The organism is Vibrio sp. YQ_11, assembly GCF_043103065.1.
Taxonomy (GTDB): Bacteria; Pseudomonadota; Gammaproteobacteria; order Enterobacterales; family Vibrionaceae; genus Vibrio; species Vibrio parahaemolyticus.
In genome coordinates, this window is sequence record NZ_JBICJM010000006.1 from 518,742 (window position 1) to 534,830 (window position 16,089).

The following is a 16,089-nucleotide window of genomic DNA, read 5'->3' on the forward strand; positions in this document are numbered from 1 at the left end:
CACTCGGGGCGAAGTTGGCGTTATTGCGCCATCAGTTCAGATGGGATTTCGATTCCCATTTCTTTGTAGTAACGAACCGCACCCGGATGCAGCGGTAAAGGAAGTCCCGAAATCGCTTTTTCGATCGCCATCGCTTTGGTTGCTTTGTGGATGCCTTGTAGGAACGGAAGGTTCTCGTAAATGGCTTTGGTCAGTTGGTAAACGTCCTCTTCCGAGATATCGTCTCGAACCGCAAGGAAGTTGGGCTGAGCAATCGTCGTGATTGGTTTATCTAAACCTGGGTAAGTGTTGGCAGGAATGTCGAACTTGGTCCACAACTTGTAGTTGCCGTTGGCTTGCTTGATTTGCTCGTCAGTGAACGAAAGAATCGAGATATCGTTGCCTAGCGCCGCAAATGCTTGCGTCACCGCCCCAACAGGAACACCTGCTGGCGTGTTCATGCCATCGATAGTGCCATTTTGTAGCGCACTTGCACTGCCGCCGTACCCCATAAAGGCAAGGTTGAACTTGTCTGGGTCAACATTCAGGCCTTTCATGATCTGACGACCTGAGTTCTCAGTACCGGAGTTCTTTTTCCCGATAGAGAACTTTTTCCCTTCGAGGTTTTTCAGATCACTAACCGTACCGGTTTTTGCTAAATCGCTACGAACAATGAAGTGTTCAACGTTTTGCCATAACATTGAGACTGAACGCAGCTTTTCTTGGCGACCGCTTTTCTCGTAAGGACCTTCCCCCGACCAAGCCCACGCACCGTACAAACCTTGCAAAATCGCAAATTGCGCTTCGTTTTCATTCAGTAGTTTAACGTTTTCACCAGAGCCAGCAGAGCTGATAGCAGAAAGGGAGAAGTGGTGCTTTGGTGCGAGTTTCACTTTACTTAATGTCGCCAAAGCTACCCCTACTGGGTAGTAAGTGCCACCAGTAGAAGCGGTTGCAAGGATGTAGCTGCGCTCTTCCGCCGCTGCATTTGTCGCGATACCAAAAGATGTCACAGCAATAGCCAGTGCTTTTACGAGCTTATTCATTTTCATTATTACTCTCCGTGTAGTCGTTTCACGATTATGGATTTACATCATGTTAAATCTTTATTAACAACAAAACGCTAAGAGCAACTTAAATGCCAATTTTCAACTCATTGTTTTTATTTAATAAATATAATCTCCCAGCCAAAAATGAGCAAAAACTCGCTCATTTACCCGCAAACCAATAAGCAAGATATTGCCGACGATAGAATGAGACTAAGCGGTACAACCTCGCAAAACGTTAATGAATTGTGATCGATACAAAAGATTTGCCCTTTTTAGCCATGAGCAAGTTTTTGCCGATAACAAACAAGCACTCAACTCTGTCGCGGAGTGTCCCAACGCAACATCTCTTAGCGAAATAGGTCTAAAAACGTATCGAGTTCATATCAAGTCGAGCACCACCATAAATTAGCGTTCACTTATTGAGCAATACAGCTTAGATAAAAACTCCAAATGATGAACAAAATTCCAACAAACACGGGCATGTTAACGGACTGAAAAGTTATTTATTCCATTTTAAGATTCAAATTCCAGTTTAAACCACTAAATTACTGATGAAGATTAACCATATCGACTTATTTTCTCCTTTGGGGTTGTGCCGATCCCCTTAAGTTCGTTAGGGTAAATGAACACCAAGGCAAACGTATTCCTTGGTATTTTTTCATCATTAAGGATCTCTCATGTCAGCAACTGCGCAATCTCCATTCGCATTAAAACGCCCGTCCGGCGTTGCTGCAGCGATCCTCCTGCTCTCTCTGGAACTGATTCAGAGCTGACAGGCTACATCTAAAATTTCTGTCAGCTTGAGAAGAAGCTGACGGGAACAACCACATACTCTCTCCCATTCCTTTCAGTTTCTTCCAAGCGAAACGTGTAAGAGGAATAACAATGTTAAGCGCACGCAATATCGCCGCCTTAGGCTTTATGACTTTCGCCATGTATTTGGGCGCAGGTAACCTTATCTTCCCTCCATTTTTGGGTTACCAAGCGGGTGAAAACTTTTTGAGTGGAATGTCTGGATTCCTTTTAACTGGCGTGGGTCTACCTGCTTTAGCACTGGTAATGGTGGCGATCGTTAATGGCTCAGACAAGCTAACCGCTGCGCTACCAAAACCGCTAGCAACCAGTTTTTGGGTGATGGTCTTCATCGTCATCGGGCCAGCATTTGTGATTCCGCGAGCCATTACCGTCGCCTATCAATTTAGCTTCGCCCCAATCTTTGGTGAGGCAGCATTAGTGCCGTTTACGATTGCCTTTTGTGTAGCAACCATTTGGTTTGCGCTTTACCCAGGTAAGTTGGTTGATAACTTAGGCAAAATCCTAACACCGGCGTTAATGGCGATTTTGATCATCATGTCTGTCACTGCCTTGATTTACCCAGCAGGTGAGTTGACACAAGCCAGTGGCCCATACGTGAGTGGTGCGTTTGCAGAAGGTTTGACGCAAGGGTACATGACGATGGATGCGTTGGGCTCAATTGGCTTTGGTTGGATCATTTTCCGTGCCATTCGCAGCATGAGAGTGGACTGCCCGAAAGCAACGGCGAAATACACTCTAATTGCAGCCTTAATGTACGCTGTCGCGATGGCGTTTGTTTACATTTCGTTGTCTTACATCGGTTCCACTAGCTCTTATTTAGGTTCAGAGTTTAGCAATGGTGGCGATATTTTAACGGCGTTCACCTTCAACCACTTTGGTGCGTTTGGCTCGGTGTTGTTGGGTGCAGTCATGGTATTGGCCTGTTTAACCACAGCGATTGGCGTAACAACCGCAGGCAGCGAGTTCTATGACAACACCTTTAGCAAAGTGAACTACAAAAGCTGTGTCGTCATCACCATGGTACTGTCAGGCTTTATCGCCAACATCGGTTTAGAGCAGCTATTGTCAATCACTTTACCTGCGGTTGTGGCACTTCATCCTGTGGCGATTGCTTTGATGATGATGGCGCCCGTTCGCAACAAAATGTCTCAGTTCATGTTGGTGCTTACCGCGTTCACCGCACTAGCATTTGGTTGTGTCGATGCTCTGCACATTTTGGGCTACATGCCAGAAGCTGCAGACCAATGGATGAGCCACAACATGCCTTTGTATAATGAGTTCGCGAGCTGGATTGTACCTAGTGTCATCATGGCAACGGTCGGACTTTTGTTCACTAAAAAAGCAGAAGACATCAAAGAATTCGAGCTGGTCAACGAATAGCCGCTTAACTTAAGACATCATTCTATAATTACGCTAACATACTGGACGTTTATTGATGACGGGCAAAGGAGTTGCCCGAGTAATGGTTCGTTGTGGAGCACATATGGAGAGTCACTATTTAGATATAAGAACCCTCAACTTTATTATCATTTTGTTTTCTTGTATCTATGCTATTAGCCTGCTTTGCTATCAATATACTCAGAGCAAAATTAAAGGATTGAAAACGTTCGCCATTTCTCTGCTGTTTATTGGCTTAGGCCCTTTTTTATTGGGATTTCGTGACTCAGCCCCAGATTGGCTGACGATCATTCTTTCCAATACCATCATTATCATCGGCTTTTTGCTCACGTTATATGGCGTAAGCATTTTCCGTAAATTCCCTCTCAAGTGCGCTCATGTACTCACGTTTCTGGTACCAGTATTCAGTGGCCTTTTTTATTACTTCACCTTTTATTCGCCATCTATTCGTATCCGAATCATTTTTCTTAGTATCTATTTGAGCTTAGTCACCTTCTGCAGTGGTGTTGCGATGATCAAGGGAAAAAGAGACGATCTAAAACTTCCCGTTCAAGTGATGGCGTACGCCTTCTTTGGGTTTAGTGCTTTTATGGCGGGCAGAACCATTTGGAGCATTTGGGCACCTGAAGTCACCAGTTTTATGAATGCAGGTATCATCCACCAGCTGACGTTTCTATTTAGTATCTGCCTCATTGTTGCTTTGAGCTTTAGTATGTTGTGGTTGATCAACGCAAGATTTGTGAAATCCATCAACGATCTTTCTCATTTGGATGCATTAACTGGGTTATACAATCGACGTGCAATGGAAGTCATTGTGCCTAACCTTGTGAATCAAGCACGCGAAAAAAATACGCCTATCAGCATCGTTATGACTGACGTGGACGATTTTAAAACCATTAATGACCAATACGGACACACCACTGGCGACTCAGTCATGGCAACCATAGCCACGATTTTTAAACAAACGTTACCAGAGTCAGCATGTACCGTTCGCTTTGGTGGTGACGAGTTTATGATTGTGTTGCTTGCCAATGCCGAAAACGCGAAAGCCTATGCCGAGTTAGTTCGCCGCAGCATTGAACGTGAGACGTCGCTGCTTGCTTTTAAAAACCAAGTCACGATGAGCTTCGGCATCAGCGAGCTAATGCCCAATGACAGCTTGCAAGATGCACTCACCCGAGCCGACGAAGCACTGTATTGCTCAAAGCACACCGGGCGAAATCAAGTCACGACATTCCAAGATGGAAGCGAGGAGGGTGGCAAGTTCATCCAAACACCGACCAAAAGCGCATAACGGAAAGGTACAACAACATCGCTCCTGTTATTCCATTCACGAATCGGTGTAATCGGAGCGATTCAGACCAAATTTTTGCATTTTCTGATTTAAGGTGCGGCGTGGTAAATCGAGCTCTTGCATCACTTCATTAATCCGTCCTTGGTGCCTCACTAATGAATCATGCAACACTTTGCGCTCAAAGTTGTGCAACTGAATCATCAACGGAACACCCGCTTGAGTCTCTTCCGTGGTTGACGACGGGCGGCTAGAAAGAATTTCCATCACAGAAACCGTATCATCCAGTGCGAAACGCATTGCGACGTTACGTAATTCGCGCACATTTCCTGGCCAAGCGTAAGAAAGCACGGCATTTCTGTCGGCATCACTCAACGGTCGACTGTCTGGATTTGTTTGCAATGCAAAGTGCTCAAACAGAATCAACGCGTCTTCTTCTCGCTCCCTAAGCGGCGGTAAGTAGATCTGTGCAACATTAAGTCGGTAATACAAATCTTCGCGGAACTCTTCATGATCGTTGAGATCTTCTTTCGCGGCAGCGATCACTCGCAAATCCACATTGATCTGCTGGTTACCACCAACTCGCTCGACAGTATGTTCTTGCAATGAGCGCAGCACTTTCACTTGCATTGAAAGCGGCATGCTCTCGATTTCATCAAAAAACAGCGTGCCTTTATCGGCGTATTCGAGTTTGCCAATCCGTCGTTTACTTGCTCCGGTAAAAGCGCCGGGCTCGTGACCAAACAGCTCACTTTCGAACAGATTTTCGGGAATCGCGCCACAGTTTATCGGTACGAAACGATGTAATTTTCGTTGGCTTTCTTTATGCAGGCTGGTAGCCACCAGCTCTTTACCACAGCCCGTTTCACCATAAATAATGACGTTAGTATCAATACGCGCTAGCTTTGCAACTTGTTCACGCAATTGCTGCATGACTCGGCTTCGGCCAATCAGCACTTCTTCGAGCCCACTTACGCTCGCAAGATATTCTTGACGATCTTGCGTTGACGTCTGCGCTCGATAAGTCTCGACCGCTTCCGTCACACGTTGCGAGAGTCGCTCTGGCTGAAATGGTTTCTCAATAAAGTCAAATGCGCCCTTTTGCAACGCACTCACCGCCATATCCACATCCCCATGTCCGGTGATCAGGATAACGGGCGTTTGGATATGATGGTCAATAAGGCTTTCTAAAATCGAGAGGCCATCGCTATCAGGCAAGCGAACATCACTGACAACAGCATCAAACTCTTGACTTAGTATCGCCGCCTTTCCAGCGTCACCGGTACTGAATGCCTCAACGTTAAATCCGGCCAGTTGCAGCCATTGGCTAGTTGCCTGACGAACAATGTCATCATCTTCAATAAGTGCGATGTTGGGGGTGCTTTCAAAAGCCATGAATTACTGCCTGTTTAAAACGTCTTTCGTAACGGTAGCAAAAACCACGAGGGAGAAAAGGAGCTAGATCTCACTTCTTAATTACAACTCTTTAACATCCAATCAGTTAGGCGCACTCTGTCTCAATCTGGATAAGTAATCGCTGTGAACCGCACAGGAAAAATCTAAATCGGCAAACCTGCATGTGGATTGGGTCATCAATCAGGACGAGGCAGAACTGAAAATCAATAACTTATCTTAAGAAAACGAGTACTTGGATGGAGTCGATATGACGCTCAGCGGAAAAGGAAAAACGTGGTTGCTTGTGATTTTTGCAAGCGCGATGGTGCTATTTTCTTACAGTGCTAGTCGTGAAATCGCCCACCAATTGCTCAGCGCACAAACGCAAACCGAAGCGCAACAAAAACTACTGGATTACATCGGCGAAGTCCGCCGAGCACTGAAACGCTTTTATCACCTGCCTTATTTAGTCACCAACAATCCCGAAACTATTGCGTTTGTGAAAGGCAATTTGACTTACTATGAACCGCTGCAAGCCCAGTTAACCCAACTCGACAAAGCCGCGAATACCGAAGGTTGGTTGATCCTCTCCACCTCTGGTGAAGTGTTGGTTTCCAGCCTCATCGATGAACGATTTAGCCGTTCAGATCGACGTGCCATTGTTGAACAGATTCATCGCCAAGGTGAAGGCGTCTCTCTGGTAAATAAAACCAAAGGCTCAAGCCCTCTGTATTATTTATCGGCACCGATTTTTGATGGCCTCAACATCGCGGGTATTGTCGTCGTACAAATTAACTTGAGCCTTCTGACAGAACAAACCATCACCAGCCAAGACATTATTACACTGCAAAACCGCCATCAACGTTTCTTCCTGTCGAGCAGCACCACTTACAACGCAGACTGGTTCAATGAGCCAAACCATGCAGTAGATGAGGAAACACAAAAGCTCTACGACAACACCGTGATCCATTTTTGGACGCTGGATCAACAACGCTATTTTGCCCATACCGTTAAATTGGATGACCTCAATTGGTATGTCAGTTATCTCATCCCGACCAAGCCAGTTCAACAAGCCATTAATGTCATTGCTTGGAGTGTCGCTGCACTGCTGTTATTGATGATTTTGTTGGTCATCATCGGTTTACAACGGCACCAGAAAAACCAGAACCAACAGCGTATTCAGGCTCTACTGGAGGAATCCCAAAGGCGACTTAAGCAGATGATCAACAAAACTCACGTTGGGTTGCTGTTGATCAATGAGCAAGGACAGCTATTCGATCTCAATCCAATGGCTAAGCGGCTGTTTTGCTTGCCGGAAAATGTCAATCGTCAAACTTTTTCTTGGGAGTTGTTTGATGCAGGTAATCCCAACTCAACCACGCTCACACTGCTCAGAGATCTACCAAAACATAAGGAGCTGGCAGAAATCAGTGCCGTTGAAACGATGGCAAGGCGAAGTGATGGGAGCGTTTTCCCGGTGCTGTTCTCATTAACGACCTTTCCTTGGCACGGAGAGCTGTATTTTCTTGCCACCCTCATCGATATCAGTAAACGCAAAAAGGCTGAACAATCGCTACAACTCATCAACCAAGAGCTAGCGCAGCGGGTAGAAGAGCGCACGCAAGCGCTACGTCAAGCTCAGGAGCAATTGATTGAGTCGAGCAAAATGGCGGCGTTGGGCCGCATGTCGAGCGCGATTACCCACGAGTTGAATCAACCTCTTACCGGATTGCGCACCCTTCTCACCACCAACGAGTTATTGGCAGAACGCGGCGAAACCGCCATGATGAAGGCCAATAATGTGCTCGTGCAAAAGCTGATTGACCGCATGGCAAGCATGACGAGCCAGCTCAAAACATTCGCGTACAACAAACCTGAAAAGCTACAAGCACTGTCGTTAACCAGCGCGTTGGAAGAGACGCTGCGTGTCTATCAATCTCAGCTGGCGAATGTGGATGTTCGCGTTCGAATACCTAGCGATCTGCCGCAAATTCAGGGGGAAGAACAACGCTTACAACAAGTGCTTGGCAACCTGATATCCAATGCGCTTGATGCCATGCAATCTAGGGACAAGCCCCAACTTTCAATCGTTGTCACACCAACTAACAGCCACGTTGAAGTGGTGGTCAGTGACAACGGTTGTGGCGTGGCACTAGAACAACTCGACACCATTTTCGAGCCATTTCAAACCAGCAAAAAAATCGGCGAGGGCTTGGGTTTAGGACTGTCAATCACCGCGAACAACATGCGAGACATGAATGGACAAGTCACAGCACAACGCAATCCTGGTTCCGGTATGTCGTTCATCTTGCGATTTCAGCTCGCCAATACGATTGATTGAGCCACATAAAAAACTATTTGCATTTCTCTTTATTCGTGCAGACCAATAACTCGCCCTCAGCTTTATAAAGCAGATTGCTTAACCTACGCTTAACATGATGAATAACCACCTTGCCATTCATCAATGGAATTGTTGGTTGTCTACATCCGCTTTGGCATCCAACCGTTAACTTATTACAAGTATTTACTTCAAGTAAGAATGGACGCGTTATGAGAAAAACAACTTTAGCAGTGACAAGTGCCCTTACTTTGTTGTCACTTCCTTCCTTTGCTGCGCCTTATGCAGCCGATGCTCGCAGTCACGGTATGGGAAATACTGGAGTGGTATCGGCAGATTATTTGACAGCTCCACTTCACAATCCTGCGCTTGGTGCACTTTATCGAGAAAATGATGATATTGGTCTACTGATCCCCGCCTTTGGCGTCAATATTCACGATGAAGATGACGCTCTTTCGACCGTCGATGACGTACAAGATTTGTATGACAGCATTCAGGGACTACCCACTCCCGCAGACGAAGCTGCAATGAATCGACTGTTAGATCAGTTAGATAGCAGTGTGCCTATCGTTATCAACGGTGGATTAACCTTTGCCATCGCGATACCAACACGTTTTATGTCAATGAACCTTTTTAGCGCTGGTTATGTGGAGATTCTCGCGGCACCTGATATTTCTGACGCCACCAACACCGCTGAGCGATACCTGAACTCGGCAGTTAATTTGGCGGCATTTGGCAGCGCAGAATATGGCGTCTCTCTATCAAGAACCTATACTCTTGGCGGACAAACCGTCGCCTTTGGCCTCACACCTAAATATCAACAACTCAAAACTTACACCCAACGTACAACGCTTGATGACTTTGATATTGAAGATTACGACAAAAGCGAAGTCTCAAAAAACGCCTTCAATATGGATGTTGGCATCGCTTGGTATCACGAAGCCTTTCGTGCGGGTTTGTCCGTTAAGGATGTGTTCAAGCAAGACATTAAAACCAAACTCGGTAGTTATACCTACGAACTCACTCCTCAAGCAACCGTTGGGATTGGCTACGTGAGTAACTACGTAGCACTGAGCTTAGACGCCGATCTAACCACGCAAAAGCGCTTTAAAGAACTTGATGATGACACTCAGTTTGTACGCATCGGTATCGAAGGCGACGCGTGGGGATGGGCACAACTTCGCGCAGGCTATGAAATAGATCTGGAGAATAACCTAGATAACTCCGTCACTGGTGGTATTGGGATCAGCCCATTTGATGTTGTTAGCCTTGACCTAGCAGGTTCTTACGCAGGCGATAATCAATTCGGAGCAGCGGCGAACTTAGCCTTCACTTTCTGATTCACCACCTGAATAGTTACGCCAACCAGATTAGCTTCGGTTGGCGTCTTTTCTAAAACCGAACCAATCGCCCTTCAGAAAGTCGATCTGGCTACAAGAATCGTGATGTGACCTGCACTATTCTCAAGCAAAGAAAAATCCAAGTAACTGCAATTTTCTAATGATAAAAGAGTGAGAAACATGATTAAGTTTCCAGATAATTTCCTTTGGGGTGGTGCCATTGCTGCAAACCAAGTAGAGGGGGCATATAACCTTGGGGGTAAAGGTTTATCAACATCAGATATGTTGCCAAACGGCATTCTGAGCCCGCATCAAACGCGTGAAGAACGAACGCCCGGTATCAAAGATCTTGCGATCGATTTCTACAATCGCTATCCAGAAGATATTGCCTTATTTAAAGAGATGGGATTCACCTGCCTGCGCTTGTCCATCGCTTGGAGCCGTATTTTTCCTAATGGTGATGAACTGGAGCCAAACGAAGAAGGACTGGCGTTTTACGACAAAATTTTTGATGAGCTAGCCAAACACGACATGCAACCATTTGTGACGCTTTCTCATTACGAGATGCCTTACGCCTTGGTTGAAAATTATGGTGGTTGGGGCGATCGTCGAGTAATCGAGTTTTTCGAGCGCTACGCTAGAACCGTGTTAGAACGCTACAAAGATAAGGTCAAACTGTGGCTTACCTTCAACGAAATCAACATGTCTCTGCATGCACCATTTACTGGGGTTGGTTTGTCAGAAGACGCAACAGAGCAAGAGATTTACCAAGCGATTCACCATCAATTGGTGGCGAATGCTAAAGCGGTGAAGCTGTGCCAGAAAATTGTACCGAATGGCAGAATCGGCAACATGTTACTGGGTGCCATGAACTACCCATACACTTGCAACCCTGATGATGTGTTAGCCGCCATGCATGAAAACAACAAGTGGTTGTTCTTCGGTGATGTGCAAACTCGTGGTCAGTATCCTGGTTATATGAAGCGCTATTTCCGTGAAAATGGCATCAACATCCAGATGCAAGACGGCGATTTAGAAGACATTGCCTCGGCCAGTGTCGACTTTATCTCCTTCAGCTACTACGCCAGTGGCTGTGCGAGCGCGGATCCGAAACAAAAGGAAGTCGGCAATATTGTTGAGAGCGTGCCAAATCCATATTTGGAAAAGAGCCAATGGGGCTGGTTGATCGATCCCAAAGGTCTGCGTATTTTGCTGAACTTCTTGCACGATCGCTACCAAAAGCCGCTCTTTATCGTGGAAAATGGTTTGGGAGCGAGAGATGAATTTGACGAAAATGGCGAAATTCAAGATGACTACCGCATTGCCTACCTCAACGATCACCTAGTGCAAGCGCACGAAGCCATTCTTGATGGCGTGGAATTAATGGGTTTCACCAGTTGGGGGCCGATTGATTTAGTAGCCAACTCAACGGCAGAAATGAGCAAGCGTTACGGATATATCTACGTTGATCGTCACGATGATGGACAAGGCACTTTAGAACGTAAACGCAAAAAGAGCTTCTACTGGTATCAGGATGTGATTCGTACCGCAGGTGGTTCGTTAAAACGCTAACGCACATATGTGAATGACAGCGAAACACAAGCCTAAACATCAAGCCCTGCAATTGCAGGGCTTGAGTTTTAAGGTCTTAATACACGATGAGATTAAACCGCTATTTCGCCACCATCTTCACGACGAATCACAACGGTTGCAGCACGAGGACGAACTGTAGTTCCAGCCGGAGTTTCTTGCGCGGCATCATCACTGTATGGCCAGTTACCAGGGTGTTGAATGTTTACAAATAACGATTTGTAATCTGGGCTAATGGTAAAGCCTGTCACTTCGCAACCGTTTGGACCAACAAAGAAGCGTTTCAGCTCTGCTTGGTTGTCTGCACCGATCACTGCTTGATCGCCATTTTCATTCGTGAGTTTAGATGGTACAACCGCCAGCATTTGGTCGTTGGTGTAAGACGTGACTTCATCTGCGCCGTTATCAGTCTGAATCCAAAGAATGCCGCGACCATCAAATGCCAAGCCATCTGGACTTGCAAACTGGTTAAGCTCATTCAAGCCAGAACGGTTTGTGTCTGCATCACCATTTGCAGGCGAACCAAAAACAAAGATATCCCAAATAAAGTCTGTCGCAGAAGTGCCTTCATCCCAACGAATAACGTGACCAAACTTGTTGTTTAAGCGTGGGTTTGCTGGATTCGTTTCGTCTGTGCGGCGCGTGTTATTGGTTAGCGTGAGGTATACAGAGCCTGTGAACGGGTCAACCGAACACCATTCAGGACGATCCATTGGCGTTGCGCCAACAAGGTCAGCCGCGCCAGCCGTATTAATGATAATTTCCGCTAACGAGTTAAAGTGATCAGCAAGCGTGCCACCAGATGTCGTCACACTATCAAGCGTTAGTGGCAACCAAGTACCTGTGCTGTCTTCATTGAAACGCGCAACGTAAAGTGTGCCTTCGTCCATGTACTTGTCGCCCGTCGCCAAGCGATTCGCAGGATTTTCATCAGCAGGATCCCAAGCCGCTGCAGACTCGAACTTGTAAAGGTATTCAAAACGAGAATCATGACCTGAGTAAAATACTACGGGTTTGCCTGCTTCTAGCTTACCGAAAGCACAACCTTCGTGGCGGAAACGACCAAGCGCGGTACGCTTTTTCGCACGAGAGTTTTGGGTATATGGGTCAATTTCTACAATGTAGCCATGGCCGTTCGCTTCGTTACGGTAATCGTCTGCAGAGCTGGTGCCTGTTGGTGCAACATTAAAACGCGTAAACTCATCTAAACGCTCTTCTGAGTTACCTGCCAATGTTTCCCACAAGTAACGCGTGCTCTTATCATCCAGACCAATACGATCTTGTTCTTCTGTACGAGTCCCCGCATTAACGAAGTAGCCAGGCCAGTTCTCTTCACACGTGAGGTAAGTACCCCACGGCGTATAGCCGTTGCCACAGTTGTTTAACGTACCACGAGCTTGGCTGCCATCAGGCGAAAAACGCGTCACAGTAAGCGCCGTGTGAGCGACTGGGCCAGATAAATCCATCACTGTCGCACCAGTGTATCGGCGGTTAAGCGGATCGGTATCCACCAATTTCCACATATTGTCTTCTAGCTGAATACGAACAACGGAAACGCCGTGAGCGTTAATCTCTTTGCGAACTTCATCAACTATTGTGCGAACGCCATTCGCAACTGTTGGACCGTTTGGATGCAGTGCTGATGTATCAATGTATTCATGGTTGATGCAAAGCAGGCCGTCGGTCGTACTGTCATTTAATGGGAAAAAGTGCATGCCATCATGGTGCATGCCCAACGCGTTAAGTTGGTCTGAGCTGGTATTGCTGCCATCATTTTTCCACGCGCTGCCTTGAGCATTCAGCGGTGTACCCCAAGGTACCAGTACCTGAGCGGTATAACCCTGTGGAATAGAAACGGCATCAGTCAACGAGCCAGGAATTGAGTCAAAGTTAAGTACCGCTTTCGAAACGCCAGAACCGTTACTTGCTGACGTGCCAGAGCTCGAAGAGTTACAGCCCGCCAATCCAAAAGCACCAAACGCAGTCATTGCGCTGATACCAAGGCCACCTTTTAAGATGCTACGACGAGATAGACTCGCTTCTAGTACTTCTTCAAAAGGCTTGTTATCGCTTTGGTTATAACGCGTTGCGTCGAAGGTTTCCTTGCTCATTTTTACTTTCCCGATCTTATAGTTAGTGAATAAATTGTTGAACGGCAAGAAGTTTGGAGAAGAAAAATGACAGAAATGCTCAATCTATATGAAACTTGTATTTCAATGATGTGATCACTCAATAAACGAGACACGGCAACTCCGTATCCCTATCGACTCTTCATATATTCCTCCTCTCTCACTTCCCACAGCGAGCAATGCAACACTCCAGAGCTCAAAAATCGTGCACAACGCCAACCTATCCTTAGGTTTGATTACATAATCGCCAACTGTATCGCTTCATTCTGATTTTTCTTGGGCTAAAGTCTGATAGAAGGTATAAGGTGTACGTACTCAAATCATCTACGAGAGAGAATCATGAAATTAGACAAAATCGATAACAAGAACCGTCGTATCCGTAAAAAGCTGTTCTTAGGTGAGTTCGCAATCCTAGGTTTCGAGATCAGCTGTGAAACAGACATCAACGACTTCGACCGTTACGATGCATTCGTTGATGACTTTATCGACTACATTGATACTCTAGGTCTATGCTTTGGCGGCGGCGGTCTGGAGCTATTTGAAGGCTTCCTATGTTCTACAGAACGTTACGGTAGCGCGACAGAAGAGCAAAAAGCACAAGTCGTTGCTTGGTTAGAAGCTCGTCCAGAAGTGAAAAGCGCGAAAGCTGGCGACTTGCTTGACGCAAACTACCTGTAATAGCAGGCAAGCAAATACGTTAGAGAAAGCTGGTCTTCGGACTGGCTTTTTTTATGGGTGATGAAACTGAATTTAAAATTAGATTTGAAGTGTTGGTGGTGTTTGGAGCTGGCAATGCGTAGAGAACGTTTGAATTCTATTGCCAGCTCAAGGACTTCGAGTATGGTTAACTATGATTTCTTAGCTGTTGCTTCTTTCGTATCTTTCCAGTACTGGATGCGAACACGATGTAGCTGAGCTCTTCTCATTTTTTTCATAGTAATCTCCCTCATCTTCTATAAGTAACGCTCTTTATGAGCTTATTGTCTAAGGTTTTTTATCCCCTTCAATCTATAAGGGAACCAATTATTTAACCGTGACTCATTTCACAACATAATGATAAAAACGGTTCTATTGCAGCCATTTTTGACACCTAAAACCGATTATTACCTTCCTGACACGGTCAAATTACTCACGAGATATGACAGAAAAATGGCAATCAAGTTCCCTAAATTAACTGTCATTGAATCTTAATAATGATTCCTGAAAAACTTTGCAAGTAATATACCAATTGCACATCACTTTCCGTCGAGTAACTCTTTTCACGTTCTTACTAGCAGTTGCATACCATTCCCATTAAGGCTGAATTCGCTGCTGATAATGCTGGCGGTAGTCGCGTGGTGTTAGTCCTTTGTACGTTTTGAAGTGGCGATTAAACAGGGCTTGATTACGATATCCGACTCGCTCAAACACAATCCCAATCGGCAACGACGTAGATTGCAGCAAATCTGCGGCATGATTGATCCGCAATTTCATTAGACGTTGGCTAAACGGCTCTTTAAAGTGCTTTTGAAACAATCTTGTGACCGCACTTTCACTCAGCGATAAGTAGTTCGCCAAGTCTGCGAGCGTCACCTTAGTTGCAAAGTGTTGTTCGAGATACGCGTTAACACTTGCCACGCGCTCTCTTTCCTGTAGCTCGTGTTCACTCATCGATAAGTATGAGTGAGTCATCAGTGTTTTTGCTCCTTCATCGTGAGCAATCAGAGACAAAACATGGAGAAATCTCGATAGTTGCTCCATTGCAGAAAACGTCATGAGCTCATGCAGAAGATCCACAACGTGCTGAGCTGTCCGTTCAGAAAACACCACACCTTTATTGGCCGCCTTTAAAAGCGGGTCAAGCTTTCTAAGCTCTGCGCAATAGAACATCAAATTGGCAATCCACTCACGCTTAAACCAAATCACATGAGTCTCGCACTTGCTTTCGACCAATGTGGAGTGAATTGAATGAGGCACACCAGGCGCGATCAATAGCATTTGGTTGTGAGTCACTTCTAATTCGTGATGACCAATATGCAAACTGCCAGTGAAGTGTCGATGGATGACCAACTCAAACACATCATCGTGAAAATGGAGGTCGTACTCTTTCTCTACCTCATCAATGCGACGATAGCGCCAAGAAAAACCTGGTCTCTGCGGTACTTTTTCGATGTGCGCCATTGGCTACTCCACAAGATAGTATTGTTTCACGCTCAAATAATATCAGTATTGCCGGCATAATCTTCATCACGCCGAAATAGTATTGATATTAAACGGCATACTATCAACTTGGTGTTGTCTCTCTCCTTATTCTTGCCTTGTAAAGACAAGCTAACTAAGGAAGCTTTCATGAGCCACTTCACTATCAAGCTACGCCAAATCCTGCACAAGACACGCGATGAATGGGCAAAATTCTCTATCAGAGAAATGGAAATCCCACCTAACACCATCGCCAAATTTTATGGTTACAAATCGAGTTGTGATCTTGAGCAAATTCTTAAACAGGATAAAAACGACGCCAATTCGGACATTTGCTCGACACCTTGTGCGAGATCTCTCACAAGCGATGTAAGCAAAACGACCATCTTTGACTAAGATAAAATCAAAAAATGCATATAAATAGTTGAAAATTAAAACTTATAGTATTTTTCATAATATTCGCTGCCAAAGTTTTTTTACCTAGCTGATTGAGAGTAATCAGCAAAACATCAATACTGATTGTGTCGACAGGATGTTGGCGGGAACAGGAAAAAAGCCTAATGGACTAGGTATCTTCAGGATGAAG

11 protein-coding genes are annotated in these 16,089 nt (G+C 45.6%); 7 read left to right on the forward strand and 4 right to left on the reverse strand.

Annotated features, from left to right (window positions below; genetic code table 11):
- Nucleotides 1–20 precede the first annotated feature (20 nt).
- A complete protein-coding gene (locus ACF8EG_RS04805) occupies nucleotides 21–1,031 on the reverse strand; it encodes a TAXI family TRAP transporter solute-binding subunit (RefSeq protein ID WP_025631691.1) in 1,011 nt (336 codons plus the stop codon).
- Nucleotides 1,032–1,913: 882 nt separating this feature from the next.
- Here ACF8EG_RS04805 and brnQ point away from each other — a divergent pair.
- Together brnQ and ACF8EG_RS04815 are read left to right on the forward strand one after the other, a co-directional pair.
- Nucleotides 1,914–3,224, forward strand: coding sequence for a branched-chain amino acid transport system II carrier protein (gene brnQ, locus ACF8EG_RS04810; RefSeq protein WP_025794503.1), 1,311 nt, complete (start codon nucleotides 1,914–1,916; stop codon nucleotides 3,222–3,224).
- A gap of 103 nt (nucleotides 3,225–3,327) precedes the next feature.
- Nucleotides 3,328–4,536: a GGDEF domain-containing protein gene (locus ACF8EG_RS04815; RefSeq protein WP_025794501.1), complete on the forward strand. Its 1,209-nt coding sequence runs from the start codon at nucleotides 3,328–3,330 to the stop codon at nucleotides 4,534–4,536.
- A 36-nt stretch (nucleotides 4,537–4,572) separates the two neighbouring features.
- Here the strand turns inward: ACF8EG_RS04815 and ACF8EG_RS04820 are convergent, their stop codons facing one another.
- On the reverse strand, nucleotides 4,573–5,928 hold the full coding sequence (locus ACF8EG_RS04820; protein ID WP_025794499.1) for a sigma-54 dependent transcriptional regulator: 1,356 nt from the start codon (nucleotides 5,926–5,928) through the stop codon (nucleotides 4,573–4,575).
- Nucleotides 5,929–6,196: 268 nt separating this feature from the next.
- On the opposite strand from ACF8EG_RS04820, the gene ACF8EG_RS04825 reads away from it, so the two are divergent.
- From ACF8EG_RS04825 to ACF8EG_RS04835, 3 genes are all read left to right on the forward strand, one after another.
- Nucleotides 6,197–8,269 carry an ATP-binding protein gene (locus ACF8EG_RS04825; protein WP_069504976.1) on the forward strand — a complete coding sequence of 691 codons (2,073 nt, stop codon included), beginning with the start codon at nucleotides 6,197–6,199 and terminating at the stop codon, nucleotides 8,267–8,269.
- Nucleotides 8,270–8,478: 209 nt separating this feature from the next.
- Nucleotides 8,479–9,606 carry a conjugal transfer protein TraF gene (locus tag ACF8EG_RS04830; RefSeq protein ID WP_021484275.1) on the forward strand — a complete coding sequence of 376 codons (1,128 nt, stop codon included), beginning with the start codon at nucleotides 8,479–8,481 and terminating at the stop codon, nucleotides 9,604–9,606.
- Between the two features lie 180 nt (nucleotides 9,607–9,786).
- Nucleotides 9,787–11,178 carry a glycoside hydrolase family 1 protein gene (locus ACF8EG_RS04835; RefSeq protein WP_069504978.1) on the forward strand — a complete coding sequence of 464 codons (1,392 nt, stop codon included), beginning with the start codon at nucleotides 9,787–9,789 and terminating at the stop codon, nucleotides 11,176–11,178.
- Between the two features lie 92 nt (nucleotides 11,179–11,270).
- Here ACF8EG_RS04835 and ACF8EG_RS04840 read toward each other — a convergent pair whose 3' ends face one another.
- Nucleotides 11,271–13,307 carry a PhoX family phosphatase gene (locus ACF8EG_RS04840; protein ID WP_069504980.1) on the reverse strand — a complete coding sequence of 679 codons (2,037 nt, stop codon included), beginning with the start codon at nucleotides 13,305–13,307 and terminating at the stop codon, nucleotides 11,271–11,273.
- A gap of 357 nt (nucleotides 13,308–13,664) precedes the next feature.
- Here ACF8EG_RS04840 and ACF8EG_RS04845 point away from each other — a divergent pair, with 357 nt between their 5' ends.
- Nucleotides 13,665–14,003, forward strand: a complete 339-nt coding sequence (locus ACF8EG_RS04845) for a YggL family protein (RefSeq protein WP_005459294.1) — start codon at nucleotides 13,665–13,667, stop codon at nucleotides 14,001–14,003.
- A gap of 615 nt (nucleotides 14,004–14,618) precedes the next feature.
- On the opposite strand, the gene ACF8EG_RS04850 is transcribed toward ACF8EG_RS04845, so the two are convergent.
- Nucleotides 14,619–15,485, reverse strand: coding sequence for a helix-turn-helix domain-containing protein (locus tag ACF8EG_RS04850; RefSeq protein WP_025532960.1), 867 nt, complete (start codon nucleotides 15,483–15,485; stop codon nucleotides 14,619–14,621).
- 168 nt (nucleotides 15,486–15,653) lie between these two features.
- Between ACF8EG_RS04850 and ACF8EG_RS04855 the strand changes: the two genes are divergently transcribed.
- Nucleotides 15,654–15,899: a hypothetical protein gene (locus ACF8EG_RS04855; protein WP_043037677.1), complete on the forward strand. Its 246-nt coding sequence runs from the start codon at nucleotides 15,654–15,656 to the stop codon at nucleotides 15,897–15,899.
- Nucleotides 15,900–16,089: the final 190 nt, after the last annotated feature.

Coding starts and splice junctions, on each gene's coding strand:
- ACF8EG_RS04850 (WP_025532960.1), bottom strand. CDS start 15,485: ATGGCGCACATCGAAAAAGTACCGCAGAGACCAGGTTTTTCTTGGCGC.
- ACF8EG_RS04825 (WP_069504976.1), top strand. CDS start 6,197: ATGACGCTCAGCGGAAAAGGAAAAACGTGGTTGCTTGTGATTTTTGCA.
- ACF8EG_RS04820 (WP_025794499.1), bottom strand. CDS start 5,928: ATGGCTTTTGAAAGCACCCCCAACATCGCACTTATTGAAGATGATGAC.
- brnQ (WP_025794503.1), top strand. CDS start 1,914: ATGTTAAGCGCACGCAATATCGCCGCCTTAGGCTTTATGACTTTCGCC.
- ACF8EG_RS04840 (WP_069504980.1), bottom strand. CDS start 13,307: ATGAGCAAGGAAACCTTCGACGCAACGCGTTATAACCAAAGCGATAAC.
- ACF8EG_RS04845 (WP_005459294.1), top strand. CDS start 13,665: ATGAAATTAGACAAAATCGATAACAAGAACCGTCGTATCCGTAAAAAG.
- ACF8EG_RS04830 (WP_021484275.1), top strand. CDS start 8,479: ATGAGAAAAACAACTTTAGCAGTGACAAGTGCCCTTACTTTGTTGTCA.
- ACF8EG_RS04855 (WP_043037677.1), top strand. CDS start 15,654: ATGAGCCACTTCACTATCAAGCTACGCCAAATCCTGCACAAGACACGC.
- ACF8EG_RS04835 (WP_069504978.1), top strand. CDS start 9,787: ATGATTAAGTTTCCAGATAATTTCCTTTGGGGTGGTGCCATTGCTGCA.
- ACF8EG_RS04805 (WP_025631691.1), bottom strand. CDS start 1,031: ATGAAAATGAATAAGCTCGTAAAAGCACTGGCTATTGCTGTGACATCT.
- ACF8EG_RS04815 (WP_025794501.1), top strand. CDS start 3,328: ATGGAGAGTCACTATTTAGATATAAGAACCCTCAACTTTATTATCATT.